The organism is Neorhizobium petrolearium, from assembly GCF_017873175.1.
GTDB lineage: Bacteria > Pseudomonadota > Alphaproteobacteria > Rhizobiales > Rhizobiaceae > Neorhizobium > Neorhizobium petrolearium.
This window is the reverse complement of record NZ_JAGGJW010000005.1, coordinates 60,917-87,295: the sequence shown is the minus strand read 5'-3', so window position 1 is coordinate 87,295 and position 26,379 is coordinate 60,917. Positions and strand designations below refer to the sequence as shown.

Below are 26,379 nucleotides of genomic sequence, written 5' to 3'. Positions count from 1 at the left end.
AGAACTCCTGTGGTTGATGGATCATACCATGCGCGTGTCCCTGTCGGGGTTTGTCACGCGAAGGGTTCCGTCGGGCTTTTTGCGGGTTGGGTGAACCATTCAGGCCCGGTTTCGGTCATATGGATATGGTCTTCGAGACGGATGCCGAACCGGCCGGGGAAAACGATCATCGGCTCGTTCGAGAAGCACATGCCGGGTTCCAGAACAGTTGCATTGCCCCTGACGAGATAAGGTTCCTCGTGGATTTCGAGGCCCAATCCGTGTCCTGCGCGATGTGGGAGGCCCGGCAGCATATAATCCGGACCTAGTCCGTGTCGTGCGAGCACCCGGCGGGCTGCGTCGTCGAGGCTGCCGCAGGTTGCCCCGAGGCGGGCGGCATCGAATACGGCCTGTTCCGCCTCGCGTTCTACCGCCCAGGCATCCGCGAATTCCTTGGTCGGCTCTTCCAGCACATAGGTGCGGGTGAGGTCGGAGTGGTAGCCGTCGAGCCGGCTGCCGGTATCGACCAGCACGACATCACCCGGTGCATAGACCTGGTCGCCATCGGCGCCGTGCGGCAACGAGGTCGCCAGCCCGAACGAGACGATGCAGAAGGACGAGCCGCCTTCGGCGCCAAGCGCGCGGTGCTGCTCGTCAATATAGCGAACGACTTCGGAAGCCTTGACGCCCTGCTTGATGAAGGCATGTGCGCGGCGGTGGACCTCCAGTGTCAGGCCCATCGCATATTCGATCAGAGCAATCTCAGCCTTCGATTTGCGGAGCCTCAGGTCGCGAATGAGCCGGCCGCCATCGACAAGACGGTCAGGGCCGAAGATCGCGGCAAGCTGATGGTAGACGAAGAGCGGCAGGGCATCATCGAGCGCGAGCTTTCCTCCCGTCGGCATCAGCGAGGCAACCAGCGCAGCACTCGACTCATCCTCCTGCCAGGTGACGATTTCGCCCGGAAGCCGGGGCAGGGTCTCGACGCGGCTCTGCTCGAAGCCGGGCGCGATGTAATAAACGTCTTTCGGTGTCACCAGCGCGCCGAGCAGGCGCTCACTCGGATGCCATTCGAGGCCGGTGAAATAGCGCAGGCTTTCCGTGGAACCAAGCAGCAGTCCTTCGAGACCTTTTTCCTCAAGCGTGGTCTGCAGCCGCTGAAGGCGCAGGCGTCGCTCGTCATTGGTGATCTTCGGGACGGGATGAGACCAGGTCATGGCCGGTTCCTTTTCGCTGCTGAGAGGTTCTATACAGGTTTGTATTTAGTTTGTCGACAAGACATTTGAGCGTAGTTTTCAGGCGTCCGCGAGTGCTCTTAAGGATTAACGAAAACGGCCGATCCGGAATGGCTCAATGGGAAGGGCGGGCTGGCGGTGTGCGGCAAGATCGGCGACCAGACGTCCGGTTGCCGCCGATTGGGTCAGGCCGAGATGCCCGTGGCCGAAGGCGTAGATCACTGCTGGCGTCGCACTCGAAGGGCTAATGACAGGCAGGCAGTCCGGCATGGAGGGGCGAAAACCCATCCATTGGCTGCCACCCTCGGTCTGTAGTGTGGGCAGGAAAGCTTTCGCTTTCTTCAGCATGGCTTCCGACCTCTTGTAGTTCGGCGGCAGTTTGAGCCCTCCGAGCTCGACCGCGCCGCCGACGCGGATGCCGGAGGAAAGCGGCGTCACCACGAACCCGTGGTCGTTGAAATAGAGCTGGCGCTGCAGCGGAAAGGCACCGGGCGGCAATGTGGTGTTATAACCGCGCTCGGTTTCGAGTGGCGCATAATCGCCGAGACTTGCGGCGACGGACTTCGACCACGCACCGCCGGCAAGCACGACGGTCTTTGCTTCGAAGGCCGCGCCATCCGAAAGCGCTACGCGGGCACCCGATGCCGTCGGTTCGATGCGCGTGACCTCGCCGATCCTGAGCGAGGCGCCGCAAGAGATGGCGTGGTCGACAAGTGCTTTCGTGAACTCGTAAGGATCGCAAACCTGCAGGCCGTCCGGGGTGAAGATGCCATGCCGGAACTGCGGCGCCAGTCCCGGCTGCAGGGTATCGATCTCGCTGCGGCCTATCCGGTTGAACTCGAAGCCGGCATTGCGTTTCGCCTCCCAATCGGTCGAGGCTGCAAAGAGGCTTTCTTCGCTGTCGTAAAGATCGAGTGTCCCGGTCCGGCTCACCATCTTCTCGAGGCCGGTGCGCCCGATGACCCGAAGCATCTCGCTGCGTGCCAGCGGCATCATTTTCGCGTTCACTGCAACCGTTCGATTGAAAGCAGCGCGAGCGCCGGCACGCCAGAAGCGCCACAGCCACGGCATCATGGCGAGCGCATAGGAAGGCGGAAGGCTGAGTGGACCGAGCGGATCGAGCAACCATTTCGGCGCCTTCCATATCGTGCCGGGTGCGGCGATCGGGATGATTTCCGGAAAGGCAAGAATGCCGGCATTGCCACTGCTTGCGCCTCTCGATACCTCTCCGCGTTCGATCATCATCACCGAACGGCCATCCTGCTGCAGGTAATGCGCCGCCATCGCGCCAATGATGCCCGAGCCGATCACGACGACGTCGACCGAAGGGTTGTTCATGGTATCTATCCTGTGTGACGAATTCGGAAGGTATGGTCAGCTGGCCGAGAGATCGATCGGATGGCCGAGATCGCGGGCGACATAGTCCTGGATCTGTTTGACGATCTGGGCGGCATGCCTGATGGCGAGCTGGTCGGCGCGCTCTGGATCGCGGGCCTCGATCGCAACGATCATCTCTTCGTGTTCATCGACATATTGGCGGGGCAGGCGGTCATCGAAGGTGCGGTAGTAGAGCCTCAGGATGCGTCGTCCTTCATCGAGAAGCCGCGTAAAAAAGGCGGTGTAATAGGGATTGCCGGCAAGTTCGGCGATTGCCACATGGAATTCGCGGTTAGCTTCGATCATCGCGAAGGCATCGCGGGCGACCACGGCCGCGGCGAATTCCTCCTGACGCCTGCGGATATCGCCCATTGCCCCCGATGTCGCGTGCAATGCTGCGCCGCGAGTGGTTACGCGGTACATCAGCGTCAGCGCGTCGAAATAGGTGGGTAGCGCCGCGAAATCGATAGGCGCGACAATCGTATTGCGATTGGGCAGCGTCGTGACGAGGCCTTCGCCGGAAAGTCTCAGCAGCGCCTCACGGATCGGTGTGCGCGACATGCCGAAACGGTCCGACAGCCGGACCTCGTCAAGCGGGCTACCCGGCGTCAGCGTCATGGCGAGAATCTCACGGCGGAGTACGGTATAGACGCTCTGGGTGCCGGAGCCGCGGACGCGGGTAACACCGTTTTTTGCCGTTTCTTTCGCCACCATCAATCACCGTCCCATGCAACGCCAGCGATGCTGGGGCGACAATTGCACACATTGTGTCGACAGAAAATCCCTATATGCCAAGAAGACTCGATTTCTGGATCTTAGGCACGGTCTTTGGTTTCACAATATATGCTGCCGTGGGAGTGGAAAGCCCAAAAAGGGGCCGCTATTGCGACGACGGCGTCAACAGCTTCCGGAACAAGGCCTCCGAACGCTCCAGGCCTTCATCGGCCAGGATCAATGACTTCGATGGCCGGCCTGCTTCGGGGGCTGTGCTCGGCTCGCGCTGACCGGCGGCAATTGAGGTCTATTTCGACGTGCTGGCAACGGTGATGGTGACAGCAGGTGGGAATCCACTTTGCAAAACGCCTAAAACTGGTCAAACGAACCGAGCCACCTCTAAGTTCAACGTTTACGGCAGGTTTTTCTCCCACTCCATCTACGCGCCAAGCGCCATGGTCAGCGCGGCGTCACAATGCACTACGGTTGTATCGAACACCGGCACTGTCACATTGCTCTGATTGAGCAACATCCCGACTTCCGTGCATCCGAGAATCAAACAATCCGCCCCGCGGTCGGCAAGGCGCTGGGCGATGGTGATATAAGCCGCCTCGCTCTTCTCGGTGACAACGTCGCAGCAAAGCTCCTCGTAGATAATGCGATGCGTCTCGGCCCGATCGGCTGTTTCCGGTATGATGGGCGCGAGGCCGGCCTCCACTAGCCGATCGATGTAGAAAGGCTGCTCCATCGTGAAGGCGGTTGCCATCAGGCCCGGCGAGCGCAAGCCCTGCTGCTGGATGCGGGCGGCGGTGGCATCGGCAATGTGCAACATTGGGATGGAAACGCCCAGCATCATCTGGTCGGCAAGCTTGTGCATAGTATTCGTGGCAAGGATGATAAAATCTGCTCCTCCACGCTCAAGTGCCTTTGCCTCCCGGTTCAGGATCTCGCCCGCCTGCTCCCATTCTCCGGCCATCTGCAAGGCTTCGATGGCCGCAAAATCAAGAGACCGAATGAGCAACTCGGGAGAATGAAGCCCTCCTAATCGCTCTCGGGTCCGGTTGCAAAGCTCGCGATAGTAAATCTGTGTGGAAGCGGCCGACATTCCGCCAAGAATTCCAATTGTCTTCATAGGTTCACCTTCCCGCGGCTTTCTGCTGAATCTTCCTGCTCGCACGATATCCGCCTGCGGCAAATTATATGACATTGCACGTCGATGATCTTTGGAGCCCATAGTTGAAGCCGGACGCGGCACTCCTGCGAACTTTAAGGCCTTTTCACAATTCGCTTGACGCCCTTCCTACTGGAAGGTAGGTAAGGGCATGAGTAATCTTTCAACAACCTCCGACGAAATCCTGGCTTCCGCCCGCACCCTCATCATGAACGGCGGGTACAACGGCTTCAGCTACGCGGACATCGCAGACGTCGTCAAGATTCGCAAGGCCAGCATTCATCACCATTTCCCGACCAAGACCGATCTCGTCCGCACGCTCGTATCGCGCTACCGTGAAGACGCCGAAGCCGCGGTCGCAGCTTTGGGGCAGAATGTGCAGGACCCGTTCGAGATACTTAAAGTATACGCGGATCATTGGGCAAGTTGCATTGAGGATGCGAGCCGGCCGTTTTGCGTTTGCGCGATGCTTGCAAGTGAAATGCCGGCCTTGCCGCCGGAAGTCGCGGTGGAGGTGAAGGCCTTTTTCCGCTTCCTGGCGACCTGGCTTACCTCAGTGATGGAGCGCGGCTGCAAGGAAGGATCATTGCGCCTCTCCAGCGAACCCAAAGTCGAGGCTGAGGCATTCATGGCATCGGTTCATGGAGCGATGCTCTCGGCACGGGCGTACGGTATGCCCGACGTGTTCGGCGTCATCCTGACGCCCACCCTGCAACGGCTGTCTCCAACCGGGGCTTAATCAGCCTTTGGGCCAGACCTACGGCCCAAGGGCACGAACTTCACTTTGAATGTCTACCAACTAGTAGGATGATAAAATATGATAAAGAACATTCTCTCCGCACTGCTCATCGGGGTGTCCGGCATTTCGGCGGCGGTGGTGATTGCTGCGCCGATACAGGCCGAAGAGTCGAAGGCCGATCACATTAATGTCCGGGGCAGCATCCTCAGCTACAGCGGATCTACCCTCGAGGTGAAGACCCGTGAAGGCGAGACCCTCTCTGTTACCCTTGCTGACGGATGGCAGGTCTCCAGCGTCGCAAAGGCAGACGTGACGGATATCAAGCCGGGTGTCTTCGTCGGCATCGCATCTCTGCCGAAAGAGGGCGGCGGCGATGGAGCGCTTGAAGTGCTTATCTTCCCGCCGGCCCTGAAGGGCATGGGCGAGGGCAGCTACGGTTGGGACCTCAAGCCGAACAGCAGCATGACAAATGCGACGGTCGCAGACGCCGTCAAGGACGTCGACGGTCGGACAGTCACGGTCTCCTATCACGGAAAGGAAAAGAAGATTTCCATTCCGGATGGCACGCCCATCGTGACCTTTGGTCCGGCGACCAAAGACGATCTGGTTGCTGATGCGGTCGTCTTCATCCCCGCCGAGAAAACTGCGGACGGCGCGATCGCTCATCAGCTTGTCGTCGGGAAAGATGGCGTGGTTCCGCCTATGTGACCACGTCTTGCCGGTCGGTCCTTCCGCCCTACGAGGCCGACCGGCACCTCATTGGAAGGCCGCCCGACATGCAGTTGAACGGATGTCAGGACGAAGGATGCCGAGATGAATGAGAATGCAATCAACGACAACGTTCGATCTCCCCGGACGATATTCATCCGCCGGCACTCGCTGGTCACGCGGCTCACGCATTGGCTGAACGCGCTTTGCTTGAGCTTCCTTCTGCTGAGCGGGCTGCAGATCTTTAACGCTCACCCCGAATTGTACTGGGGCCATTTCGGCGCAGACGGCGACCCTGCCATCGTCACGATTGGCTCCGACGTGCGGGGAGACGACGCGCGCGGCTTTGTGCGTATCGCCGGCGTGGAGTTTTCCACGACCGGCATTCTGGGCGTCTCGGAGGTCGACGGCGAATTGACCCCGCGGGCTTTCCCGGCCTGGGCCACGATCCCGTCGTTCCAGGATCTCGCGGCGGGGCGCCGCTGGCATTTCTTCTTTGCCTGGCTGTTCCTCGTCAATGGCGTCCTCTATCTCGGCTTCAGCATCCTAAGCGGGCATTTCCGGCGAGACCTTGCACCGTCATCGCATCAGCTGTCGCCGCGACATCTGTGGCATGAGATTCTCGACCACGCTCGCCTTCGCTTCCCGGAAGGGGAGGAAGCCAGGCACTATAATGCTCTTCAGAAATTGACCTATCTGGCGGTGATCTTCGTGCTGCTGCCTCTGATGGTTCTATCCGGTCTGACGATGTCCCCCGGCATGAATGCGGCTCTTCCTGCGCTAGTCGATATTTTCGGCGGGCGCCAATCCGCTCGCACCATCCATTTCATCACGGCATCGCTCCTGGTGCTCTTCGTCATCGTTCACGTTGCGATGGTCGTGCTGTCGGGCACCTGGAACAACATCCGCTCGATGATCACGGGTCGCTATGCGATCCACGAGAAAGGTCCGAAGTCATGAGCCACGTTTTCACTCGTCGCCGGTTCCTCGTTGGCAGCACATTGGGCGCAGGTGCGCTGGCCTTGTCTGGCTGCGATGTGCTGGATCAAAACGGTGACATCGACGCCGTCCTGCGCTCGGCCGAGCAACTGACGATGAAGGCGCAAAGGCTGCTCCAGGGTCGCAATGCCCTGGCCCGCGAATTCACCGAGGCCGACATTTCACCGTCCTTCCGTGTGAACGGTACGAGTGTACCCGACAGCGACGAATACGCGGTGCTGGCAGAAGGTGAGTTCAAGGGCTGGAAATTGAAGGTAGGCGGCTTGGTGGAACGGCCGCAGGAGATTTCGCTCGCCGATCTTAGGAAGCTTCCCGCTCGTACCCAGATCACCCGTCACGACTGTGTCGAAGGTTGGAGTGCCATCGGCAAATGGACCGGTGTCCCGCTGATGAGCATCTTGAACCGCACCGGCGTCAAGCCAACCGCGCGCTACGCGGTCTTTCATTGCGCCGACGAACTCGAGAGGACGTTGGACGGAAGCGGCCGATATTATGAAAGCATCGATCTTGTCGATGCGTTTCATCCGCAGACTATCCTTGCTTACGAGATGAACGGGCAGGCGCTCAGCATCGGTCACGGCGCTCCGCTGCGCCTGAGGGTCGAGCGGCAGCTAGGCTACAAGCAGGCGAAATACATCATGCGCATCGAACTGGTCGACAGTTTCTCTAGCCTGTGGGGAGGCAATGGCGGTTTCTGGGAGGACCGCGGATACGAATGGTACGCCGGCATCTAGGCTCCGTGTCGGGTCCGAACTTGTCAGCGGCGGTTTCGGTCTACGCCAGACCGCCTATTGCGGCCGATCGAACGAAACTGTGTCCTGATTGAGGGTACACCGCCGTCCAGCAGATTGATGTCGGATTTCAGTGAGTAGAGCCAAAGCCGAAAGGCTTCGCTCAAGCCAAACATGGAGAAGCAGATGAGCAGTCGGAGACGAGTGGAGAAGGTTGAGCCCGTATCGGCGACATCATCATCGGCCGCCGTGGAAACCTGCTTCACCACATCGATTACGTCGGATTCTGACAACGCCTGGGTCGCGAACAGACAGTCGGCTATCAACGCTGCATTGGAGCGGCGGAAAAGAACTCAAGATGGCCAGAACGAGAATCCGGCTGTCAACACTGATATCAACGGCGACAGCATCCCGATGAATGGGGAGGCTGAAAATGGTGCTCTTGACGAAGATCACTCACCGCCGCGGCTCTCTGGAGAGAGCGAGCGCATAGGCGAATGGGACTGGGAAGAAAGCACACCCTTTGGAGAACGTGTCGGCTACCTTTGAACGTACCAGAGTATTTTCCCTAGAAATACAATCACGTGAAAATCAAACCAGGACGGTATCATGACAAACGACCAGGCAGGCTTCGGTAACCGCGGCAAGCAACAATGGCTGAAGCGGTATTATTTCGTTCGGGCAGCATTTTCAATAATTTGGGTTGTATTGGCGCTGACTGCCGGACGCCAATTGTTCCCGGTGGCGGCCATCTTGTTGATCATATATCCGGCATGGGATGCGATCGCGAACTATGTCGATGCAGCGCAAAGCGGTGGCTTGGCGAGCAATCGGAGCCAGGCGATCAATGTTGTGGTCAGTTCGTTGATGACATTTGCCGTGATCGTCGCCCTCACCATGAGCATGAATTGGGTTCTCGGTGTTTTTGGCCTCTGGGCGATCTTTTCTGGCCTCCTTCAACTCGCGGCGGCCGTCCGGCGCTGGAAGACAAGCGGGGGCCAGTGGGCCATGATCCTCAGCGGTGGGCAATCCGCTGTTGCCGGCGCCTTCTTCATCGCCCAGGCGCAGTTGCCGGAAGCACCTTCGATCGCCAGTATAGCAGGATATGCCGGCTTGGGTGCCTTCTACTTTCTCGTCTCGGCCATATGGCTCACCGTAAGTGAAATATGGTTGGAAAGGGCGTAGCAAACGTTGAGGAGGCCGTCGCGAAGCACGCGGCGGCTTCGGTATCGTTATGCATGTCGATCACACAGAAATCCAGGCGCGGACATCCGTCCAAAGAAGCACGGCAGCCCCGGCAAAACCAGTAAAGCCGGCGACTCCAATCTGGAAGACGACTCTCAGTCGAAGCTAAAGCGCCTCGATGTCGCATGCCGCAATATGGCAGGGGCCAGTGGCGTCTCGGGATCTTCGCTGAGGTGGCGGATCATGTCTCGACCGTGTGATGTTCGCTCGTACCTGCTCTCGGAAATTTCTGGTGACAACGGAATGGTCATCAGGATGCGTCGCCAATGCAAGACGAGCACGCGGCGCGGGCCCGACGATCGGGAGGAAGACCACGCCTGGTACGTTGACGCTGGACAAAGGGGCAGGAACAATGGAAGCGCCTAGCTCAACGGCAACCAGGTTTGCAATCGATGTGATCTGGGGCGAGACCTGCCCGATGATCGGCTCGAAACCAGCCCGTCGACAAGCGTCGATAACTTCGTCGTAGAGATAGGGCCCGAGAGCACGGGAATGCAGGACCAGCGGCTCATCCTTCAGCGCAGTGAGGGGAATAGCATATTCGCTCGCCAGCCTGTGACCGGAGGGGAGGACGACCATCATTGCGTCCTCGGGAAGGGATGTGACGGCCAAGCCTTCCGGCGCCTTCGGTCCGGGACGAATGAAGACGGCATCAATCGAACGATGCCTCAGTTGTTCCAGCAGTTGCACGGTATTCAGTTCCACAAGCGTGATCTCGACCTTTGGATAGGCACGCCGAAACGATCGGATGATTTTAGGGACGGCTTCGTTGAATGCCGCCGATCCCGTAAAGCCTACCCTCAATCGCCCGAACTCGCCGGCGGCACCACGCAGGGCCATCTTCTTCGCATATTCGAGCTGCCCAAAGATTACGTGGACCTCCGCCAGGAAGGCCTCGCCCGCCTCCGTCAAAGCGGCACCTCGTGGTAGCCGGCGGAAAAGCTGAACGCCGATCTCATCCTCGAGGTCTTTGATCTGGCTGCTGAGCGGAGGTTGGGCAATCCCCACCCTTTCGGCCGCCCGCCGGAAGTTACCTTCCTCCGCAACGGCGATAAAGTAGCGCAGGTGCCTCAGCTCCATTTGATCCTTCCCCACGACCGATACGTGGAACGTATCGTAATAAACATACGATATATTGGATGTCTTTTAAATCGAGGCACATATTGCGGTCAACAGAAGGGACTGCAACATGCAAACAGCAGGCAAGCTTACGTTCTCTATCCCGCGCATGAGCTTCGTTTTCAGCAACCCTTGCACAGGCGGCATCACCCAAAGGGCACGCAGGGTGCAAGGAGGTGGAGATGACCGATAGTAACGCACATCCGTTTGTCGGAATGTGGGTGACGGAGGATGGGTATATCCGCCAGGAACTGCTGCCAAACGGGCGCTACGACGAGGCGCGAGGCAACAAGAAGAGCGCCTATCAGGGACGCTACGAAATTACCGGAAATCATATCGAATACTGGGACGACACCGGCTTCACCGCCGACGGCGAATTTATCGACGACGTCCTGCATCACGTTGGAATGCGGTTTCACCGCGAGTGATCGTCATACCGCCAATCCATCGAACTGTTTTCGGCTCGCATTAAACCCGAGGCAGAAACACGACTGAACGTTGGCCAATGCTTCGGGTCAACTCCAGAAAGAGAGAGTGCAATGATCAAGGTATACAAGGGCCTCTTTGGGGCGCCTGAAATTCGGGTTGTGGTCAGCGATGAAGTCCATGTGACCGTATTGAAGGCACTTTCCTTACTTGGTCTTGGCCGTGATCGCGTCAGCCGCGTTCCCACAGATGAGCGTGGCAGAATGCGGGCAGGCAGGCAACGTCAACACTGGCGATTTCGACCCGGCAGCGGTCATCTGCCGGAGGGCTAGGGCCGCCGGTGCATGGGTCCATGTCGATGGCGCCTTTGGCCTTTGGGCTCTTGCACATCCGGAGTTCGCGCTCCGTGCCGAGGGTGTGCCCAACGCGGATTCTTGGGCTACCGATGGGCACAAGTGGCTCAACGTTCCCTATGACAATGGGATCGTTCTTGTTCGAGAAGCGAATGACCTGCGTTCCGCCATGGCATTGAACGCCGCTTGCCTGACCACCACTGACGCACAGGCCGATCGCGAACCCTCTCACTACGCCCCGGAATCGTCGCGGCGTGCAAGGGGTGTCGACATTTGGGCAGCACTTCTCAGCCTTGGGCGGGATGGTGTCGCGGATATGGTAGCAGGAAGCTGCCACCAAGCTCAGGCGTTCGCACGAGGTCTTGCAAGCCACGGGTTCAAAATTTTGAATCAGGTCGTGTTGAATCAAGTTTTGGTTTCTTTTGGCTCGGCGGAAGAAACAAGGTCTGTTGTGGACAAAATCCAGAGGGGCGGGATTCTCTGGTGCAGCGCGACTGTATGGCAAGGCCGGACCGCAATGCGGATAAGCGTGTCCAACTGGGCAACCACAGCCGACGATGTCCAAGCAGGCATAGATGAGATTGTACGCGCGGCGTTCAAGGAATAAGTATGTTCCATAATGCATATTATGCGATTTTTGTGTGTAGCCGCAATGTTGAAGTGTCCTGTTTCTGCAAAGTTGGAATGTCACTCTCCCCGCGTTTTGATGGCGCAGGATCTAGGCCCCTGCCCTCCGTTATCAGTGAGGCTCTCAGCGGGGAGTTCTATCGAGCAGCATGCGATCTCATGTCTTGCGAACTTTAAATCAGGTGACTGCCCGTGGAGCCAGATATGTTGCTTGAGACCTCCGAATGGTGGAACCGATTGACTTGCCACTGCGAAGGACTACTTTTTAGAGATCGCAAATTCATCCGCGCAAGGATAGCAGTGGATGCTGAAGCGATTGGGCAACCTTGAGGAGGATGAGGTTTGCCATGGAATATCGTTTTCTTCTGTTAATCGGCGTGTGGGAGACGAAACGACGTTATGCAGTCATCGTTGCAACCCAAAATTGAATTCGGAAGCTGCGAAGACGGCATTTGGCGACCTGAGGCACGAGCAGAGATCACCTGTGTGAAGCGGCGCTACAAATTGACCGATTGCGGAGCAGACCGGTTAGAATATACCTAACTTGCGGTAATTGCATGCATTTTCTGTTTATGAGATACTAAGATCCGAATATTTGCGGAATGCGGTTCATATCCACGGTCGGATCGGCTCAGGGAGGGGCGATAATGGCTGTCGTGCTGATTCTCGTTTTGCTGGTGGTGGGCTCCGTGTTGTTCCACATGCTGAGCCCCTGGTGGTGGACGCCGATCGCGTCCAACTGGTCCTATATAGACAGCACGCTGGTCATTACCTTCTGGATCACCGGCATCGTCTTCGTGGCTGTGGTATCCTTCATGGCCTATTGCGTCTTCCGCTTCCGACACAGACCAGGCAACCGAGCGGCCTATGAGCCTGAGAACCGCAAGCTGGAATGGACGCTGGCATCGGTAACGGCGGTCGGTGTCGCAGCCATGCTCGCGCCCGGCCTTGTGGTGTGGAACCAGTTCGTCACGGTGCCGGACGAAGCCGTCCCTGTGGAGGTTGTGGCACAGCAATGGTTGTGGAGCTTTCGGCTGCCGGGAGCCGACGGGAAACTCGGCCGGTCGGATACGCGCGACGTTACTCCTGAAAACCCACTCGGCCTCAACACGAACGATTCCGCAGGGTTGGACGACGTGATCATCGAGGGTGGAGAGCTGCACTTGCCGGTCGGTAAGCCGGTTCGGGTATTGCTGCGCTCCGTCGATGTCCTTCATGATTTCTACGTGCCGGAATTCCGCGCCAAGATGGACATGATCCCTGGCATGGTGACCTATTTCTGGCTTACGCCGACGCGAACTGGAACCTTCGAGATACTCTGCGCCGAACTCTGCGGCGTCGGCCACTCGCAGATGCGCGGAACTGTCGTCGTCGATGACGAAGCGAACTACCAGACATGGCTGGAGCAGCAACAGACGTTCACCCAGCTTCTGGCACTGGGAGAGCCGCAACCGGCAAATTGAATCGGGCAGGAAGGCAGCATCGGAAGGAAAGGGAGGAGATATCATGGTCGAGATTCCATCCGGCGACGCAGGCACCGTCCCGTCCGCCGAAGTCGAGGATGTCGAACTCTATCATCCGAAAAGCTGGTGGACGAAATATGTCTTCAGCCAGGATGCCAAGATTATTGCCGTACAATATTCGGTCACGGCCATTTCGATCGGTCTTCTGGCGCTCGTGCTCTCCTGGCTGATGCGCCTGCAGCTTGCCTTTCCCGGCTATTTCGCTTTCATCGATGCCGACCGCTATTACCAGTTCATCACCATGCACGGCATGATCATGGTGATCTATCTCCTGACGGCACTGTTCCTTGGCGGTTTCGGCAACTATCTCATTCCGCTGATGGTCGGCGCACGCGATATGGTGTTCCCGTATGCGAACATGCTGAGCTACTGGATCTACCTGCTCGCCGTACTGATCCTGGTCGCCAGCTTTTTTGCGCCGGGCGGGCCAACGGGAGCCGGCTGGACCCTCTATCCGCCACAGGCCGTTCTGTCCGGCACGCCCGGCGGCAGGGACTGGGGCATCCTCCTGATGCTCTCCTCGCTGATCGTCTTCATTATCGGCTTTACCATGGGCGGCCTGAATTATGTGGTGACGGTGCTGCAGGGACGTACGCGCGGGATGACGCTGATGCGCATGCCCCTGACCGTCTGGGGCATCTTTACCGCGACAGTGATGGCACTACTGGCCTTCCCTGCCCTCTTCGTCGCCTGCGTCATGATGTTGTTCGACCGTTTGCTCGGCACGAGCTTCTTCATGCCTGCCATCGTCGAAATGGGCGAGCAGTTGCAGCATGGCGGGGGCAGCCCGATCCTGTTCCAGCACCTGTTCTGGTTTTTCGGACATCCTGAGGTCTATATCGTCGCGCTCCCCGCCTTCGGCATCGTCTCGGACTTGATCAGCACCCATGCGCGCAAGAACATCTTCGGCTACCGCATGATGGTATGGGCGATCATCATCATCGGCGGCTTGAGCTTCATCGTCTGGGCGCATCATATGTATGTCAGTGGCATGAACCCGGCTTTCGGTTTCTTCTTCGCCACGACCACGCTCATCATCGCCATCCCCACGGCAATCAAGGTCTACAACTGGGTGCTGACCTTGTGGCGCGGCGACATTCATCTGACGCTGCCGATGCTTTTCGCGCTGGCTTTCATCGTCACTTTCGTCAATGGCGGCCTGACCGGCCTCTTCCTCGGCAACGTCGTCGTCGACGTTCCCCTGTCCGATACCATGTTCGTCGTCGCGCATTTCCACATGGTCATGGGCGTCGCGCCGATCCTTGTCATCTTCGGAGCGATCTATCACTGGTATCCGAAGGTGACCGGGCGCATGCTGAACGAGGCACTCGGCCAGATCCATTTCTGGATCACCTTCCTCGGCACCTACGCGATCTTCTTTCCCATGCATTATCTCGGCCTGCTCGGTGTGCCGCGCCGTTACTACGAGCTGGGAGAGACAGCCTTTGTTCCGCCTTCGGCCCATACGCTGAATGTCTTCATCACTGTCACGGCCCTCGTCGTGGGCGCGGCTCAGATCGTCTTCCTGTTCAATCTGGTCTGGAGCCTCTTCAGGGGCCGGGAGGCAGGCGGCAATCCATGGCGGGCGACAACGCTCGAATGGCAGACGCCGCAGACCCCGCCTGCACATGGCAATTGGGGCAAGAATCTGCCGGTGGTCTACCGCTGGGCCTATGACTACAGCGTGCCGGGAGCGGCCGAAGATTTCATCCCACAGACGGAACCGGCAAGCGGGGTTACAAGGGAGGTCGTCGCATGAACGTCGCACTGGTCTTTCTCGCCGCGATCGGTGCCATCATTTTCTGGTGGCTGGCCGGGCAGCGGTTGACCTCGAAGCCCTGGCTTGAAGCAAGTCCGGTGCAGGCGGTGGCAGGCGAGCAAGATCCGCCTGTTCTGGCAGTAAAAATCGGCCTCTATGTCTTCCTCGGCGTCGTAGGCGCCCTCTTCAGCCTCTCTGTCAGCGCCTATTTCATGCGGATGGAGGCCTCGGACTGGGGAGGAATGCCGGTCCCCCGATTGCTCTGGGTGAATACCGCCGTGCTTGTCCTGAGTAGCGTTGCGCTGCAATGGGCAAGAAGAGAAGCGCGGCTTGGCCATATGGAGATCCTGCAGCCAATGCTTGCCGCCGCTTTCCTGCTCGCTGCCCTCTTCCTCGTCGGACAGATCCAGGCGTGGCGCGAACTGATGTCGACCGGCTACGTGCTTGCCGACAATCCCGCCAACAGTTTCTTCTACATGCTGACGGGCTTGCACGGCCTGCACGTTCTCGGTGGCCTTGTCGTGCTTGGCCGAACGACCGCCAGATCATTCGTGGCGGATGCTCGACAGGACAGGTTGCGCCTCAGCGTGGATCTTTCCGCCATCTACTCCCATTTCCTGCTCGCCGTCTGGCTCTTGCTCTTTGGGCTCTTTGCCGGCTGGGCAAACGACTTCGTCGATCTCTGCCGTCAATTGCTGAACCAGGGGATTCCCGGATGACACAGTCTCTCCAGACACACAGCAATCCTGATCTCCGCCCCGCCGGACTGCGCGGCGTCGCTTCCGATTTCGCCTCGGATCAGCGCGCCTTCAAAACCGCCTCCTGGGGCAAGGCGATGATGTGGATCTTTCTCTTGAGCGACACCTTCGTCTTTGGATGTTTTCTGCTGGCCTATATGACCGCGCGCATGTCGACGCCCGTCGCCTGGCCCAATCCAAGCGAGGTCTTCGCGCTCCATATCGGCGGGCAGGATGTTCCGCTGATCCTGATCGCGATCATGACCTTCGTGCTGATCTCAAGCAGCGGCACCATGGCGATGGCGGTCAACTTCGGCTATCGCCGGGAGCGCGGCCGGACGGCTGCCCTGATGCTGGCGACGGCGCTTCTCGGTGCGACCTTTGTCGGCATGCAGGCCTTCGAATGGACGAAGCTGATATCGGAAGGGGTGCGCCCCTGGGAAAATCCCTGGGGGGCGGCCCAGTTCGGCTCATCCTTTTTCATGATCACAGGCTTTCACGGCACTCACGTCACGATTGGCGTCATCTTTCTCTTCATCGTTGCCCGCAAGGTCTGGCGGGGTGATTTCGATGAGGCGCGGCGCGGCTTCTTCACCAGCAGGAAAGGTCACTACGAAGCCGTCGAGATCATGGGCCTCTACTGGCATTTCGTCGATCTGGTCTGGGTGTTCATCTTCGCATTTTTCTATCTGTGGTGAGGAGGATCGTCATGAGCGAGACAACCGCGCATGCTCAAACGCACACGCAGGCACGCACACAGACGCACACCGGGCAGCAACATCCGATCCGGCTTTACCTTCTCGTCTGGGGCCTGCTCTTTGTGCTCAGCGCCTTTTCCTACATGGTCGATTATCTCGGAATCCAGGGCTTTGCCCGCTGGTCGCTGATTCTCGTGTTCATGATGCTCAAGGCGGGGCTGATCGTCGCCATCTTCATGCACATGGCCTGGGAACGGCTGGCGCTCGTCTATGCCATCCTGCTGCCGCCGGCGCTGGTGCTGGTCTTCACGGCCCTCATGGTCTCGGAGGCAAACTATACCATCCTCACCCGGCTCGCCTTCTTTGGAACTGCTCCCTGACTGGCGCGACGCCGAAGCCTCCTTTCAAGCTTGCTGATCGCCTGCGCATCTTTGCCCGGGGTTTCGCAATCACTCCGGCTTCGACCTGTGAGGACAATTCCGGGAACAAAAATGCCGGACGCATTCGCGCGCCCGGCTTGCAGTCAGTCCACTGGGAGGGCTTCAGTTGAAAATCGACTCGTATTCGCCTTTCAGCATGGCGATCACATCGTCTGTCGTCATGTTCCGATCACCCTGAAAGGTGAACATCGTGTTCCAGATCGAGTTGATCCAGTCCGAATCCGAAATATAGAACGGATTGAGCACGCTGGAATTGTCCTTGGCAAGATTGCTCAGAACCAGCTTGTTGCAGGCGTCGAGCTTGTCCTCCGGCGCATCGACCCGAACCGGGGTCGATCCTTTATAGGCTGCGAATTGTCCATTATTGACCGGATCGACGGCAATCGACGCCATGTCGAATTCTGCGGCGAGTTGATCCTTGCTGACAGGAGCTCCACCGAGGATACCCATGGCGTCGACCGTGACAGCCACAGCCTTGGTGCCCGGCCAGTTGATGCAGTTGAAATCCTCGCCCAGCACCTTGTTGTTGGCTTTCCACTGCCCCTTCATCCAGTCCCCGTGGAACTGCATCAGTGTCTTGCCCGAAATCACCGTATTCGTAGTTTCGTTCCACTGGCGGTTCGTCCAGCCTTCGTCAGCCTGGGCAGTGATCTTCCGGAACATCTCGATCGCGTCGCGAAGCCCCTTTTCCTCGAACACCGACGGATCCGGCTTGCCGCCGTCAGATACGTTGTAGAACTTCTTGTAGACTTCAGGACCAGCTACCGCCGCCATGAGAGCGTGGAACAGATAGCCTGCCTGAAAGGTATTGCCGCCGACGCCGATGAAATTGTAGCCGGCCGCCTTCACCTTATCCATGTCGGCAAACATATCGTCCGCCGACTTCCATTGCGTCGGATCGACGCCCGCAGCCTTTGCGACTTTCATATTGTAGTAGACCATGCCATCGATATGAATTCCGAGCGGGATCTTGCGCACCTCGCCGTCGACCTTGATCGCTTCCTGTACGGCGGCCGGGAAATTCGGCGTCGCGCCGATCTTGTCGAAATATTCCCCCACGGTCTGGCCAAGCCCGCGATCACGAATATCCCGATAGACGTCGGCATTGCCGGTGAGAAAGATGTTCGGCGGCGTTCCGGCAATCACCAGGCTCACAATCGGGCCTCCTGCTCCCGACTGCTCGTGCGGAACCGCCAGTTCCTTGATGGTGTTGCCCTTGGCTTTCAGCGCATCCACGAACACGTTGAGAGCTTTGATTTCGCTTTCATTCGACCAAGAATGGAAGATCGTCAGATCGGCTGCGCTGGTCTTGGTGATGGGGGCGATAGCGAGCGCGAGCGCCAGCCCGATGCCTGCGAGTTTGGATCTCATGCCATTTCCTCCCTGTCATCAGGCCCTCCGGCCTAGATTCGCACTTCCGTCTTCGGGTCGAACAGATCGAACTTGTCAGCCGGATAGCTGACCCGAAGACGTTCGCCCGCTGCCGGTACGTGGTAATGCTTGGAATCGAAACGGACAGCGATCAGCCCGCCGCCGCTTTCAAGAAAGGCAGTTACGTCGCTTCCGGTTTTTTCCGTGTAGCGGACGGGCAATTCGAAATATGCGCCACATGCCTCCTCAGGCATCTCCCCAACGGAAAAATGTTCCGGCCTCATGCCGGCAATGACGTTCTGCCCCGTTTTGGGCTGGTGCTCGAATTGATAGCGCGAGAGATGAAGGGGAACGCCTGACGGCTCGTGCCGAGCCACACACGTGCCTCCATTGGCGACGACCGTCGCGGGGACCATGTTCATCGCCGGTGACCCTATAAACGAGGCGACGAAGAGGTTTTTCGGCCGTTCATAGATTTCGTCGGGCGTTCCGATCTGCTGGATGACACCGCTATTCATGACGGCGATCCGCGTCGCCATCGTCATTGCCTCGATCTGGTCATGCGTGACGAACACGATCGTCTTCTTCAGTTCATTGTGCAGACGTTTTATCTCGAGACGCATTTCAGTCCTGAGCTTCGCGTCGAGGTTCGAGAGCGGCTCGTCGAACAGGAAGACATCGACATTCTTCACCAGCGCCCGGCCGATGGCGACACGTTGGCGCTGCCCCCCGGAGAGCTGCGCCGGCTTGCGGTCCAGCAGAGCATCTATCTGCAGAAGCTTTGACGCCCATTCGACACGTCGCTGCATTTCGGCCTTGTCGAGCTTTTGAGCAGAAAGACCGAACAGCAGGTTTCCCTTCACGGTCTTGGTCGGATAGAGGGCGTAGGACTGGAACACCATTGCCAGACCGCGATCCTTCGGATCGAGATCGGTCACATCCCGGTTACCGATCGCAATCGTGCCGTCCGAAGTTTCCTGCAAGCCGGCAAGCATATTCAACAGCGTGGTCTTGCCGCATCCCGACGGTCCGAGAAGCACCAGAAACTCGCCATCGGCAATCTTGAGATTCAGCTTCTCAAGCACGGTCAGACTGCCGAAGCGCTTGACAATATTGCGAAACTCGACGTCAGGCATGGACTATCCCTTGATTGCTCCGGCAGTGATGCCCTCAACGAAGAACTTGCCAAGCCCGAAATAGACGACGAGCGGAGGGATGGCGGTCAGAAGTGCTGCGGCCATGTTCACGTTGTACCGGACTTCGCCGAACGAGGTGATCACGGTATTAGCGAGGATGACGGTCATCGGTTGCGTGCCGACGCCCCCGAAGGTGAGGCCGATCAGATAATCGTTCCACACGCTGGTGATCATCAGGATGAGCACCACGATCATGATGTTGGCCGACATCGGCAGTATGATTTCCAGGAATATCTTCCAGAAGGAGCCGCAATCCATGATCGCCGCCTTGATGATCTCGTCTGGAATGTCCTTGTAGAAATTCCGGAAAATCAGCGTCAGCAACGGCATCGACAGGATGGCGTGGACGAGCGCAACCGCCCAGACTGTGCCGAAGATGCCCAGCGAGGAGACGAGCACCACAAGCGGGATCATGATGATCTGGAAAGGCACGAAGGCGCAGAGGAACAGGATGAAAAGGAAGGTTCCCGCCCAGTTGATCTTCCAGAGCGCCAGCGCATAACCCGTCACCGATGAAACGCCGATCGACAGCAACAGGCTCGGAAACAATATCTTGAGCGACGTCCAGAAGCCGGCGCTCACCCCCTTGCAAGTCATGCCCGCACAGGTCTGCGACCACGCATAGCGCCAGGGTTCTAGCGTCCATTCCGTCGGAAGCGAGAAGATCTGTCCTTGCGCGATCTGGTCCATCGTCTTGAACGAGGTCACGATCACGACATAGAGCGGAACCGAGACAAAAGCGGCGCACATGGTCAGGAAGACGAGGATGGCGATGCTCGATCCCCGGATCCGTCTCCGGCGCCGTTTGACCTTGACCCGGTCGGCGGCAAATGCCGTTGCTTCGATGGTAACGGTCATAATGTGCGCCCCTCCCGCCGTCGGGCTTGCCAGGCTGTCACGAGCATGAGAGGCAGGAAAAGTGCGGCCGTCATGAGAAGCATGATGACGGCCGCAGCGGAGGCATAGCCGATATTGCCGCGTGCGCCGAACGAGTTGACCACGAAATAGGCCGGTGTCCAGGTCGATGTGCCGGGCCCGCCATTGGTCATTGCAAGGACGATGTCATAAGTCTTGACGACACCAAGAGACAACAGGATCGCGCAGGTCAGAAAGGTGAACTTCATCATGGGAATGATGATCTCTGTGTAAAGTTTCCAGAGGCTCACACCATCGAGCCTTGCCGCGCTCCATATCTCGGAATTGATCGATTTCAGCCCCGCCAGCATCAGTGCCATGTAGAAGCCGAGACCGTGCCAGATGGAGGCGAGAATAATTCCGTACATGGCTGTCCGCGTGTCGGCGAGCCAGTTGAAATTCGCGCTTTCCCAGCCAAGCCCCCGCAGGAAATTCTGGACGCCGAGATCCGGATTGAAAATCCATCGCCAGGCAATGCCTGTCACGATGAGAGAAAGCGCCAGCGGATAGAGAAATATCGTCCGGAAGAACCCCTCCCCTCGCTTCTCCCGCTCGATCATCGCGGCAAGTATGAAACCGAAGAGAATTGCCAGCGCATTTCCGATTGCCAGCACAAGGATATTTCCGAGCGCCGTGGTCCAGGAACTGTCATTGAACAGCCGTTCATACTGTCTGCTCCAGGAACTGAGATCGATCGTATATTCGGGAAACCGCCGCGAGCGCGTGAACGAAATCCAGATCGTCCAGAGAATTGCGCCGAGAAACGCAACGGCGGTCGTCGTCAGTGCGGGAATAAGCGCAATCCTGGGCGATGCCCAGCTCCACCGAATTGCCATCTGTTCCTCCCCGACCCGCCGTGGTCGCTTGCGAAGGGCATCCGCAAATGATCGCAAACAGATCTTGTATTAGCGCTAATATAAAGGTAAGCATTGCCAAACGTCAATGGCCTTGTTGATGCCGGGAAGCCATCACGGAAAAGAGGCCGGGGAGGAAGGCGATGCTTGGGGACCAGATACCGGCGGTGGGGCTTGGTACATACGGGCTGACCGGAAACGACGGCCTTTCCTCAATGAAATCGGCAATTTTGTTCGGATATCGGCATCTTGATACCGCGCAAACCTACGGCACGGAGGAAAATGCCGGACAGGCTGTCCGTGAATCGGAACTGCCGAGGGGTTCATTTTTCATTACGACGAAAATCACCGCCAAGAACCTCGGACGCATTCGGCAGAGCATTCGGGAAAGCCTCACCCTTATGGGGCTTGATCACGCCGATCTTGTGCTCATCCACTGGCCCGCACCTTACGACGAGGTGAGCGTGCGCTCTTATATCGGAGACCTGGCGAGAGCGCAGGACGAAGGTCTGTGCAAGTTGATTGGCATTTCGAATTTCACGCGCAGACATATCGATGAGGCCATCGCGGAAATAGGTGAGAATCGCCTGGCGACCAACCAGTTCGAACAGCACGTCTATCTGCAGAACCGCGTTCTGGAAGATCACTGCATGTCGGCGAACATACGGGTCACCGCTTACATGCCGTTGGCAGGCGGCAACGTTTCAGGCGACGCCGTTCTGAATGCCATTGCGCAAAAACATGGCGTTGCCGCAAGCCAGGTCGCGCTCGCCTTTCTGCTCAACAGGGGCTCGATCATCATACCGAAAGCGAGCTCACGCGCCCGCCAGCAATCGAACCTCGCTGCCAAATCCGTGAAGCTCGACGCACAGGACCTTGAGGCGATCGCAGGTCTCGATTGCGGCAGGCGTCACATTAACCCGGAATGGGGTCCGGCGTGGGACTGATTTAAAGAGGAGGCCGGGCAAGACACCGGCCATATCTGGAGGAGAAGATGGGTATCTTCACGACGCTTGGCCACATTGCCTTCAAGGTCAACGATCTCGATAGATCGGTGGCATTCTACAACAGGATTGGATTTCCCGAAATGCTCCGCCTGCTCGATGCGGAGGGCAAGCCCTGGATCGTCTATCACCGCATCAACGATAATCTTTATCTTGAACTATTCCCTGGAGGAGATGGCACCCCCGCTCCGGCCAACGAGAAAACCGGCTTGAACCACTTCTGCCTCACGGTCGCCGATGCCGATCAGGCCGAAAGGGATCTTTCGGAAGCCGGCATCAAGCTTCGCCGTCCCCGCAAGGAAACACGCGGTGTCGACGGCAATTGGGGCATGTGGATCGAAGACCCGGACGGGAATCGCATCGAAATCCAGGAAATGGCGCCGAACTGTATCCAGTACGAAGCTGAAAGAGCACTGGTCGCCGGCGGTGAGCCCCACGTCCTGACTGTCTATTAGCAACCGTCGAAAACCGCAAAACGAGGCCGACAATATTGGCCGGGAGGATTTTCATGATCAAGGTAAAACAGATCGCTCATGTCTGCATCTTTGCACACGACCTGGATAAGACCCGCGCGTTTTACGAGGATGTTCTGGGGCTCGACACGCAGTTCAACTTCCTGCGTAACGGCAGGATTTTCGGCTTCTATCTCAATTGCGGCGGCAGAAGCCATGTCGAGGTTTTCCAGAAGGATGGAACCTCATATAGCGACACGAACCAGATCACCCATTTCTGCCTCGAGGTCGAAAATCTCGACGAGGCAATCGCGCATATCAAATCCAGAGGTATCGATATCACCAACAAGAAGTACGCGTGCGACGACACCTATCAGGCGTGGATAAGGGATCCCAACGGAGTGAGGATCGAACTGTTTGAATATACAGATAAGAGCGCTCAGTTTACCGGCCGCGACCGCGTTGCGGACTGGTGATTGGCGCTTGAATTCGGCAACCGGTCTGTTGCATCTGGAAGACGGAATGCCGGCACAGGCAGGCTAGAAAAGTCGGTCCCATGGAAAAGGGCGTCGTGAAACCAAAACCCAAAACCAAGCTGAAGGATGTGGCCAAAGCTACGGGTTTTTCAGAAAATACGGTATCGCTGGCCCTGCGGGGCAGTCCCCGCCTGCCGGAGTCGACCCGGGACCTAATCCTTAGGGTGGCGGAGGAACTCAACTATTTTCCCAACCATATCGCCCGCTCGCTGGCCAACAATGCGACGCGGACTATCGGGTTGGTATTGACGGACATCATGAACCCTACGCTGACCTTGGCTGCCCGCACGATCGAGCGGGAACTGACCAAAGCCGGCTACGGGATGATGTTCGCGGCAAGCGACACCAGCGTCGAAAGTGAGAAACGGGCGCTGCTGCGTTTCCAGTCCTATCAGGTGGACGGAATTCTGGTATATCCCGCCCATCATCGAAAATTCGATCATATCGTCGCCGTCGCTGAGGCCGGGACACCTGTTTTGCTGCTGGCCGAACTGCGCGGATCGGGCCTCGATACGGTGGCAATCGACGATATGGCGGGTGCCTACAAGGTCGCTTGCCATCTTCTCGGGCTCGGTCACCGCCGGATCGCCATGCTGGACGGCGGCTTCATGTCCGGGAATGACGACAAACGCCGCGGAATTCGCCAGGCAATCCGTCAGGCGGGGCTTCCGACCGATACGCTCATTGTTCACAATGCCAAGGGAACTTCAGCTACCCAAGGCTACCGGGTGATGCCTGCCGTGATGGCCGATCCCAACAAGCCGACTGCCCTTGTCGCCTCAACCGACGCATTGGCCACCGGAGCGTTGCGGTGGTGCGGCGAAAACGGGATTTCGGTTCCCGGCCAAATGGCGATCGCCGGATACGACAATACGGAAGTCTCGGAATTCAGCGTTTTGCCGCTGACGACCGTGAACTATGCAGCCGATGAAATCAGTCGAATCGGCGTTGCACGCATCCTTCATCGTCTGGAAAACAAGGAGGCGCGGCTTCCCGCGGAAACTCAGTTGATCGAGCCTGAATTGATTGTCCGCGCGACGACCTGATCGGAGAGGTTGTCACGTTATCCTTGAATTACTCCGGCGATTTCCGCGTCTTGAGCGGGAGTAGATTGCCGAGATCGATCGGGAACGGAAAGATGATCGTCGAATTCTGTTCGCCTGCAATGACGTTCAACGTGTTGAGATAGCGAAGTTGCATCGCCTCGGGCTGTCTTGCGAGAATTTCGGCCGCTTCAAGCAGCTTCGCCGCGGCCTGTTGTTCACCCTCGGCATTGATCACCTTGGCTCGCCGTTCACGTTCGGCTTCCGCCTGGCGGGCGATTGCACGGATCATGGATTCATTGATGTCGACATGTTTGATCTCGACATTCGCGACCTTGATGCCCCACGCATCGGTTTGAATGTCGAGGATCTCCTGGATGTCGTTGTTGAGCTTGTCGCGTTCGGCCAGCATTTCATCGAGATCGTGCTTGCCAAGCACCGAGCGTAAGGTCGTCTGGGCCAGTTGGCTCGTCGCCATCATGAAGTCCTCGACCTGGATGGTCGCCTTCTCGGGATCGATGACCCTGAAATAGATCACGGCATTGACCCGGACGGAAACGTTGTCGCGAGAGATGACGTCCTGGCTGGGAACATCGAGCACCAGCGTGCGCAAGTCGACCCGCACCATCTGCTGCACGTAGGGAATGAGAAGGATCAATCCCGGTCCCTTGACGCCGGTGAAACGGCCGAGCGTGAAGACGACGCCGCGCTGGTATTCCCGAAGGATCTTGATCGCGGAACCGATGAGGAGCAGCAGAAGAAGGACGATGACGAGATAAAAGGCGATATCCGTAAACATGCTCATGATTTCCTCCTGTTTTCCAGAAGCCCCTAGCGTTCCTGCGCAATTCTGGTGACTTCGAGCGTCAGCCCGGTTCTACCTGTTATCTTGACGCCATCGCCGGCGACGAGCGGCTCGGTGGATATTGCCTTCCAGCGCTCGCCATGCGCGATCACATAACCCGAAGTCTCGCTCCAGCTCTCAACCTTGCCGGCGATACCGACCATTTGCTCCGTGCCGGTGACGACGTCGCGCCGGCGCGAGGTGAATGCGAGGCGAGCAACGATAACGCTGAAAACGATGCTGGCAATGGCTATGCCCCCCAGCACCGACCAGGAAATCTCCAGGCCGGGTACATCCGTATCGAACAGGATGGTCGCGCCCAGCACCAGCGCTACAGTGCCGCCGATGCCGAGGGCACCGAAGGATGGCGAATGTGCCTCGGCTACCGTCAACCCGGCACCGAGGACAATCAGCGCGACACCGGCATAACTCACCGGCAGCAATGCAAGCGCATAAAGGCCGAGAAGCAGGCTGATACCTCCGATCGTGCCAGGAACAAATGTTCCAGGAGTGAGAAATTCGAAGATAAGACCATAGATGCCCACCATCATCAGGATGAGGGCAATGTTCGGGTCGGTAATCACTGAAAGTAGCCGGGTTCGCCAATCCGGCTCGAAATAATGGATGGCAAGGACTGCGGTTTCGAGCCGAACGTCTGTCTGGCCAACGCGTACAACGCGGCCCTGAGCCTGCGCCAGGAGGTCCTCCACGGTCGCTGCTGTGAAATCGATGACATGTTCGCGCTGGGCGGCGACCGATGAAAGGCTGGCAGCTTCACGTACGGCACGTTCTGCCCAATCGGCATTGCGGCCGCGCAGTTCCGCAAGACCGCGAATATAGGCAACCGCATCATTGACGGCCTTTGCTTCACTTGCGTTGTCCGGGGATTGTCGCTGTTTGCCGTTGGGATCGGCCGGACGATCGTTGCCCGGTTCCGGACCCCGACCGAACCCTCCGCCGAGGGAAATCGGTGTTGCTGCCCCCAGGTTGGTGCCCGGCGCCATCGCCGCGATGTGGCTTGCATAAAGAATATACGTGCCGGCGCTGGCAGCCCGCGCCCCGCTTGGGGCCACGAAACCTGCCACTGGCACGGGCGAGGCAAGGATCGCACGAATGATGTCGCGCATCGATGCGTCAAGACCGCCGGGCGTGTCCATCTGCAGGACAACCAAACCCGCTCCACCTTCATCGGCACGCTGAAGTCCGCGCCTGACATAGTCTGCCGTCGCCGGACCGATAGCACCGTTCAGCTTCAGCACCATCGCCATATGTGCGGGTTCCGTTGACGGTGCCGCGAACAGACCAAAAACCGGCAGGGCAAGCAGCAGGACGATGGTTCGGGCCATTAACCGCCAGAACCTCAAACACCGCATGGTTTTCCGTCGAATGTTCATGATCTGGAATATATGGCGGAAATGCAAAACGGTAAGATAAGGACCTTTCGATCACAGCTCCCGGCTATGCAGCATGTATCGTCGGAATATGACTGATCATGCGAATTCCTGCCTAAAAGCACGCGTCTCCGGAAAGATCACTCGACGTGCTTTTGGGGCGGAGCGAAGCGTGCGCGTCTCGTCAGAGACA

The 26,379-nt window shown here is 58.1% G+C and carries 28 protein-coding genes and 1 pseudogene; 17 read left to right on the top strand and 12 right to left on the bottom strand.

What is annotated here, in order from left to right; all coding sequences use genetic code 11:
- Positions 1-53: 53 nt before the first annotated feature.
- From J2046_RS10915 to J2046_RS10900, 5 genes and pseudogenes are all read right to left on the bottom strand, one after another.
- The gene (locus J2046_RS10915; RefSeq protein WP_210051709.1) at positions 54-1,196 is read right to left on the bottom strand and encodes a M24 family metallopeptidase; all 1,143 of its coding nucleotides are present in this window, start codon (positions 1,194-1,196) and stop codon (positions 54-56) included.
- A gap of 105 nt (positions 1,197-1,301) precedes the next feature.
- Entirely contained in the window at positions 1,302-2,552 is a 1,251-nt protein-coding gene (locus J2046_RS10910; protein WP_210051708.1) for an NAD(P)/FAD-dependent oxidoreductase, read from the bottom strand.
- A 36-nt stretch (positions 2,553-2,588) separates the two neighbouring features.
- Positions 2,589-3,305 (bottom strand): GntR family transcriptional regulator, encoded by a 717-nt coding sequence (locus J2046_RS10905; RefSeq protein WP_210051707.1) that lies wholly within the window; start codon positions 3,303-3,305, stop codon positions 2,589-2,591.
- Between the two features lie 166 nt (positions 3,306-3,471).
- Positions 3,472-3,555, bottom strand: a pseudogene (locus J2046_RS34460) (DUF6429 family protein); the annotation flags it as partial.
- A gap of 189 nt (positions 3,556-3,744) precedes the next feature.
- Positions 3,745-4,437 (bottom strand): aspartate/glutamate racemase family protein, encoded by a 693-nt coding sequence (locus J2046_RS10900; protein WP_210051706.1) that lies wholly within the window; start codon positions 4,435-4,437, stop codon positions 3,745-3,747.
- Between the two features lie 190 nt (positions 4,438-4,627).
- Between J2046_RS10900 and J2046_RS10895 the strand changes: the two genes are divergently transcribed.
- From J2046_RS10895 to J2046_RS10870, 6 genes are all read left to right on the top strand, one after another.
- The gene (locus J2046_RS10895) at positions 4,628-5,215 is read left to right on the top strand and encodes a TetR/AcrR family transcriptional regulator (RefSeq protein ID WP_210051705.1); all 588 of its coding nucleotides are present in this window, start codon (positions 4,628-4,630) and stop codon (positions 5,213-5,215) included.
- A gap of 78 nt (positions 5,216-5,293) precedes the next feature.
- Positions 5,294-5,923 carry a hypothetical protein gene (locus J2046_RS10890; RefSeq protein ID WP_210051704.1) on the top strand — a complete coding sequence of 210 codons (630 nt, stop codon included), beginning with the start codon at positions 5,294-5,296 and terminating at the stop codon, positions 5,921-5,923.
- Positions 5,924-6,028: 105 nt separating this feature from the next.
- The gene (locus J2046_RS10885; protein ID WP_210051703.1) at positions 6,029-6,883 is read left to right on the top strand and encodes a cytochrome b/b6 domain-containing protein; all 855 of its coding nucleotides are present in this window, start codon (positions 6,029-6,031) and stop codon (positions 6,881-6,883) included.
- Positions 6,880-7,656, top strand: coding sequence for a molybdopterin-binding protein (locus tag J2046_RS10880; RefSeq protein WP_210051702.1), 777 nt, complete (start codon positions 6,880-6,882; stop codon positions 7,654-7,656). The genes J2046_RS10885 and J2046_RS10880 overlap by 4 nt, the downstream gene beginning before the upstream one ends.
- A 183-nt stretch (positions 7,657-7,839) precedes the next feature.
- Positions 7,840-8,202 (top strand): hypothetical protein, encoded by a 363-nt coding sequence (locus J2046_RS10875; protein WP_210051701.1) that lies wholly within the window; start codon positions 7,840-7,842, stop codon positions 8,200-8,202.
- Positions 8,203-8,262: 60 nt separating this feature from the next.
- Entirely contained in the window at positions 8,263-8,838 is a 576-nt protein-coding gene (locus J2046_RS10870) for a DUF308 domain-containing protein (RefSeq protein ID WP_210051700.1), read from the top strand.
- Between the two features lie 165 nt (positions 8,839-9,003).
- Here J2046_RS10870 and J2046_RS10865 read toward each other — a convergent pair whose 3' ends face one another.
- Positions 9,004-9,978 (bottom strand): LysR family transcriptional regulator, encoded by a 975-nt coding sequence (locus tag J2046_RS10865; protein ID WP_210051699.1) that lies wholly within the window; start codon positions 9,976-9,978, stop codon positions 9,004-9,006.
- 221 nt (positions 9,979-10,199) lie between these two features.
- Here J2046_RS10865 and J2046_RS10860 point away from each other — a divergent pair, with 221 nt between their 5' ends.
- The 7 genes from J2046_RS10860 (at position 10,200) to J2046_RS10830 (ending at position 16,520) form a co-directional block, all read left to right on the top strand.
- On the top strand, positions 10,200-10,445 hold the full coding sequence (locus J2046_RS10860) for an Atu4866 domain-containing protein (RefSeq protein WP_210051698.1): 246 nt from the start codon (positions 10,200-10,202) through the stop codon (positions 10,443-10,445).
- Between the two features lie 247 nt (positions 10,446-10,692).
- Complete coding sequence (locus J2046_RS10855) at positions 10,693-11,403, top strand: pyridoxal phosphate-dependent decarboxylase family protein (RefSeq protein ID WP_210051697.1); 711 nt, start codon at positions 10,693-10,695, stop codon at positions 11,401-11,403.
- A gap of 667 nt (positions 11,404-12,070) precedes the next feature.
- On the top strand, positions 12,071-12,886 hold the full coding sequence (locus J2046_RS10850; RefSeq protein ID WP_210051696.1) for a cytochrome c oxidase subunit II: 816 nt from the start codon (positions 12,071-12,073) through the stop codon (positions 12,884-12,886).
- 43 nt (positions 12,887-12,929) lie between these two features.
- Positions 12,930-14,705 (top strand): cytochrome c oxidase subunit I, encoded by a 1,776-nt coding sequence (gene ctaD, locus J2046_RS10845; protein WP_210051695.1) that lies wholly within the window; start codon positions 12,930-12,932, stop codon positions 14,703-14,705.
- Entirely contained in the window at positions 14,702-15,424 is a 723-nt protein-coding gene (locus tag J2046_RS10840) for a cytochrome c oxidase subunit 3 (protein ID WP_210051694.1), read from the top strand. Before ctaD ends, J2046_RS10840 begins: the two co-directional genes overlap by 4 nt.
- Positions 15,421-16,140, top strand: a complete 720-nt coding sequence (locus J2046_RS10835) for a heme-copper oxidase subunit III family protein (RefSeq protein ID WP_210051693.1) — start codon at positions 15,421-15,423, stop codon at positions 16,138-16,140. The genes J2046_RS10840 and J2046_RS10835 overlap by 4 nt, the downstream gene beginning before the upstream one ends.
- Positions 16,141-16,151: 11 nt before the next feature.
- Positions 16,152-16,520 carry a cytochrome C oxidase subunit IV family protein gene (locus tag J2046_RS10830; RefSeq protein ID WP_037145821.1) on the top strand — a complete coding sequence of 123 codons (369 nt, stop codon included), beginning with the start codon at positions 16,152-16,154 and terminating at the stop codon, positions 16,518-16,520.
- Positions 16,521-16,682: 162 nt separating this feature from the next.
- On the opposite strand, the gene J2046_RS10825 is transcribed toward J2046_RS10830, so the two are convergent.
- Genes J2046_RS10825 through J2046_RS10810 form a run of 4 tightly spaced genes read right to left on the bottom strand, consistent with a single transcriptional unit; the run spans position 16,683 to position 20,898 of the window.
- A complete protein-coding gene (locus J2046_RS10825; protein WP_210051692.1) occupies positions 16,683-17,951 on the bottom strand; it encodes an ABC transporter substrate-binding protein in 1,269 nt (422 codons plus the stop codon).
- Positions 17,952-17,983: 32 nt separating this feature from the next.
- Positions 17,984-19,087 (bottom strand): ABC transporter ATP-binding protein, encoded by a 1,104-nt coding sequence (locus tag J2046_RS10820; protein ID WP_210051691.1) that lies wholly within the window; start codon positions 19,085-19,087, stop codon positions 17,984-17,986.
- A 3-nt stretch (positions 19,088-19,090) separates the two neighbouring features.
- On the bottom strand, positions 19,091-20,005 hold the full coding sequence (locus J2046_RS10815) for a carbohydrate ABC transporter permease (RefSeq protein WP_210051690.1): 915 nt from the start codon (positions 20,003-20,005) through the stop codon (positions 19,091-19,093).
- Positions 20,002-20,898, bottom strand: a complete 897-nt coding sequence (locus J2046_RS10810; RefSeq protein WP_210051689.1) for a carbohydrate ABC transporter permease — start codon at positions 20,896-20,898, stop codon at positions 20,002-20,004. Before J2046_RS10810 ends, J2046_RS10815 begins: the two co-directional genes overlap by 4 nt.
- Positions 20,899-21,059: 161 nt before the next feature.
- Between J2046_RS10810 and J2046_RS10805 the strand changes: the two genes are divergently transcribed.
- The 4 genes from J2046_RS10805 to J2046_RS10790 all read left to right on the top strand — a co-directional run bounded on the left by J2046_RS10805 (position 21,060) and on the right by J2046_RS10790 (position 23,954).
- Positions 21,060-21,863: an aldo/keto reductase gene (locus J2046_RS10805; RefSeq protein WP_210051688.1), complete on the top strand. Its 804-nt coding sequence runs from the start codon at positions 21,060-21,062 to the stop codon at positions 21,861-21,863.
- A gap of 47 nt (positions 21,864-21,910) precedes the next feature.
- The gene (locus tag J2046_RS10800; RefSeq protein ID WP_210051687.1) at positions 21,911-22,375 is read left to right on the top strand and encodes a VOC family protein; all 465 of its coding nucleotides are present in this window, start codon (positions 21,911-21,913) and stop codon (positions 22,373-22,375) included.
- 53 nt (positions 22,376-22,428) lie between these two features.
- Positions 22,429-22,848: a VOC family protein gene (locus J2046_RS10795; protein WP_210051686.1), complete on the top strand. Its 420-nt coding sequence runs from the start codon at positions 22,429-22,431 to the stop codon at positions 22,846-22,848.
- A gap of 80 nt (positions 22,849-22,928) precedes the next feature.
- Entirely contained in the window at positions 22,929-23,954 is a 1,026-nt protein-coding gene (locus J2046_RS10790) for a LacI family DNA-binding transcriptional regulator (protein ID WP_210051685.1), read from the top strand.
- A gap of 28 nt (positions 23,955-23,982) precedes the next feature.
- Here J2046_RS10790 and J2046_RS10785 read toward each other — a convergent pair whose 3' ends face one another.
- Both J2046_RS10785 and J2046_RS10780 read right to left on the bottom strand, forming a co-directional pair.
- Positions 23,983-24,756 (bottom strand): slipin family protein, encoded by a 774-nt coding sequence (locus tag J2046_RS10785; protein WP_210051684.1) that lies wholly within the window; start codon positions 24,754-24,756, stop codon positions 23,983-23,985.
- 26 nt (positions 24,757-24,782) lie between these two features.
- The gene (locus J2046_RS10780; protein ID WP_210051683.1) at positions 24,783-26,141 is read right to left on the bottom strand and encodes an NfeD family protein; all 1,359 of its coding nucleotides are present in this window, start codon (positions 26,139-26,141) and stop codon (positions 24,783-24,785) included.
- Between the last annotated feature and the right edge of the window lie 238 nt (positions 26,142-26,379).

What these genes read in the sequence shown, in the direction of transcription:
- J2046_RS10865 (WP_210051699.1), bottom strand. Translation starts at nt 9,978, where the DNA reads ATGGAGCTGAGGCACCTGCGCTACTTTATCGCCGTTGCGGAGGAAGGT.
- J2046_RS10830 (WP_037145821.1), top strand. Translation starts at nt 16,152, where the DNA reads ATGAGCGAGACAACCGCGCATGCTCAAACGCACACGCAGGCACGCACA.
- J2046_RS10780 (WP_210051683.1), bottom strand. Translation starts at nt 26,141, where the DNA reads ATGGCCCGAACCATCGTCCTGCTGCTTGCCCTGCCGGTTTTTGGTCTG.
- J2046_RS10825 (WP_210051692.1), bottom strand. Translation starts at nt 17,951, where the DNA reads ATGAGATCCAAACTCGCAGGCATCGGGCTGGCGCTCGCGCTCGCTATC.
- J2046_RS10785 (WP_210051684.1), bottom strand. Translation starts at nt 24,756, where the DNA reads ATGAGCATGTTTACGGATATCGCCTTTTATCTCGTCATCGTCCTTCTT.
- J2046_RS10900 (WP_210051706.1), bottom strand. Translation starts at nt 4,437, where the DNA reads ATGAAGACAATTGGAATTCTTGGCGGAATGTCGGCCGCTTCCACACAG.
- J2046_RS10805 (WP_210051688.1), top strand. Translation starts at nt 21,060, where the DNA reads ATGCTTGGGGACCAGATACCGGCGGTGGGGCTTGGTACATACGGGCTG.
- J2046_RS10855 (WP_210051697.1), top strand. Translation starts at nt 10,693, where the DNA reads ATGAGCGTGGCAGAATGCGGGCAGGCAGGCAACGTCAACACTGGCGAT.
- ctaD (WP_210051695.1), top strand. Translation starts at nt 12,930, where the DNA reads ATGGTCGAGATTCCATCCGGCGACGCAGGCACCGTCCCGTCCGCCGAA.
- J2046_RS10800 (WP_210051687.1), top strand. Translation starts at nt 21,911, where the DNA reads ATGGGTATCTTCACGACGCTTGGCCACATTGCCTTCAAGGTCAACGAT.
- J2046_RS10915 (WP_210051709.1), bottom strand. Translation starts at nt 1,196, where the DNA reads ATGACCTGGTCTCATCCCGTCCCGAAGATCACCAATGACGAGCGACGC.
- J2046_RS10870 (WP_210051700.1), top strand. Translation starts at nt 8,263, where the DNA reads ATGACAAACGACCAGGCAGGCTTCGGTAACCGCGGCAAGCAACAATGG.
- J2046_RS10890 (WP_210051704.1), top strand. Translation starts at nt 5,294, where the DNA reads ATGATAAAGAACATTCTCTCCGCACTGCTCATCGGGGTGTCCGGCATT.
- J2046_RS10790 (WP_210051685.1), top strand. Translation starts at nt 22,929, where the DNA reads ATGGAAAAGGGCGTCGTGAAACCAAAACCCAAAACCAAGCTGAAGGAT.
- J2046_RS10880 (WP_210051702.1), top strand. Translation starts at nt 6,880, where the DNA reads ATGAGCCACGTTTTCACTCGTCGCCGGTTCCTCGTTGGCAGCACATTG.
- J2046_RS10905 (WP_210051707.1), bottom strand. Translation starts at nt 3,305, where the DNA reads ATGGTGGCGAAAGAAACGGCAAAAAACGGTGTTACCCGCGTCCGCGGC.
- J2046_RS10850 (WP_210051696.1), top strand. Translation starts at nt 12,071, where the DNA reads ATGGCTGTCGTGCTGATTCTCGTTTTGCTGGTGGTGGGCTCCGTGTTG.
- J2046_RS10840 (WP_210051694.1), top strand. Translation starts at nt 14,702, where the DNA reads ATGAACGTCGCACTGGTCTTTCTCGCCGCGATCGGTGCCATCATTTTC.
- J2046_RS10820 (WP_210051691.1), bottom strand. Translation starts at nt 19,087, where the DNA reads ATGCCTGACGTCGAGTTTCGCAATATTGTCAAGCGCTTCGGCAGTCTG.
- J2046_RS10815 (WP_210051690.1), bottom strand. Translation starts at nt 20,005, where the DNA reads ATGACCGTTACCATCGAAGCAACGGCATTTGCCGCCGACCGGGTCAAG.
- J2046_RS10860 (WP_210051698.1), top strand. Translation starts at nt 10,200, where the DNA reads ATGACCGATAGTAACGCACATCCGTTTGTCGGAATGTGGGTGACGGAG.
- J2046_RS10810 (WP_210051689.1), bottom strand. Translation starts at nt 20,898, where the DNA reads ATGGCAATTCGGTGGAGCTGGGCATCGCCCAGGATTGCGCTTATTCCC.
- J2046_RS10910 (WP_210051708.1), bottom strand. Translation starts at nt 2,552, where the DNA reads ATGAACAACCCTTCGGTCGACGTCGTCGTGATCGGCTCGGGCATCATT.
- J2046_RS10795 (WP_210051686.1), top strand. Translation starts at nt 22,429, where the DNA reads ATGATCAAGGTAAAACAGATCGCTCATGTCTGCATCTTTGCACACGAC.
- J2046_RS10875 (WP_210051701.1), top strand. Translation starts at nt 7,840, where the DNA reads ATGAGCAGTCGGAGACGAGTGGAGAAGGTTGAGCCCGTATCGGCGACA.
- J2046_RS10835 (WP_210051693.1), top strand. Translation starts at nt 15,421, where the DNA reads ATGACACAGTCTCTCCAGACACACAGCAATCCTGATCTCCGCCCCGCC.
- J2046_RS10885 (WP_210051703.1), top strand. Translation starts at nt 6,029, where the DNA reads ATGAATGAGAATGCAATCAACGACAACGTTCGATCTCCCCGGACGATA.
- J2046_RS10895 (WP_210051705.1), top strand. Translation starts at nt 4,628, where the DNA reads ATGAGTAATCTTTCAACAACCTCCGACGAAATCCTGGCTTCCGCCCGC.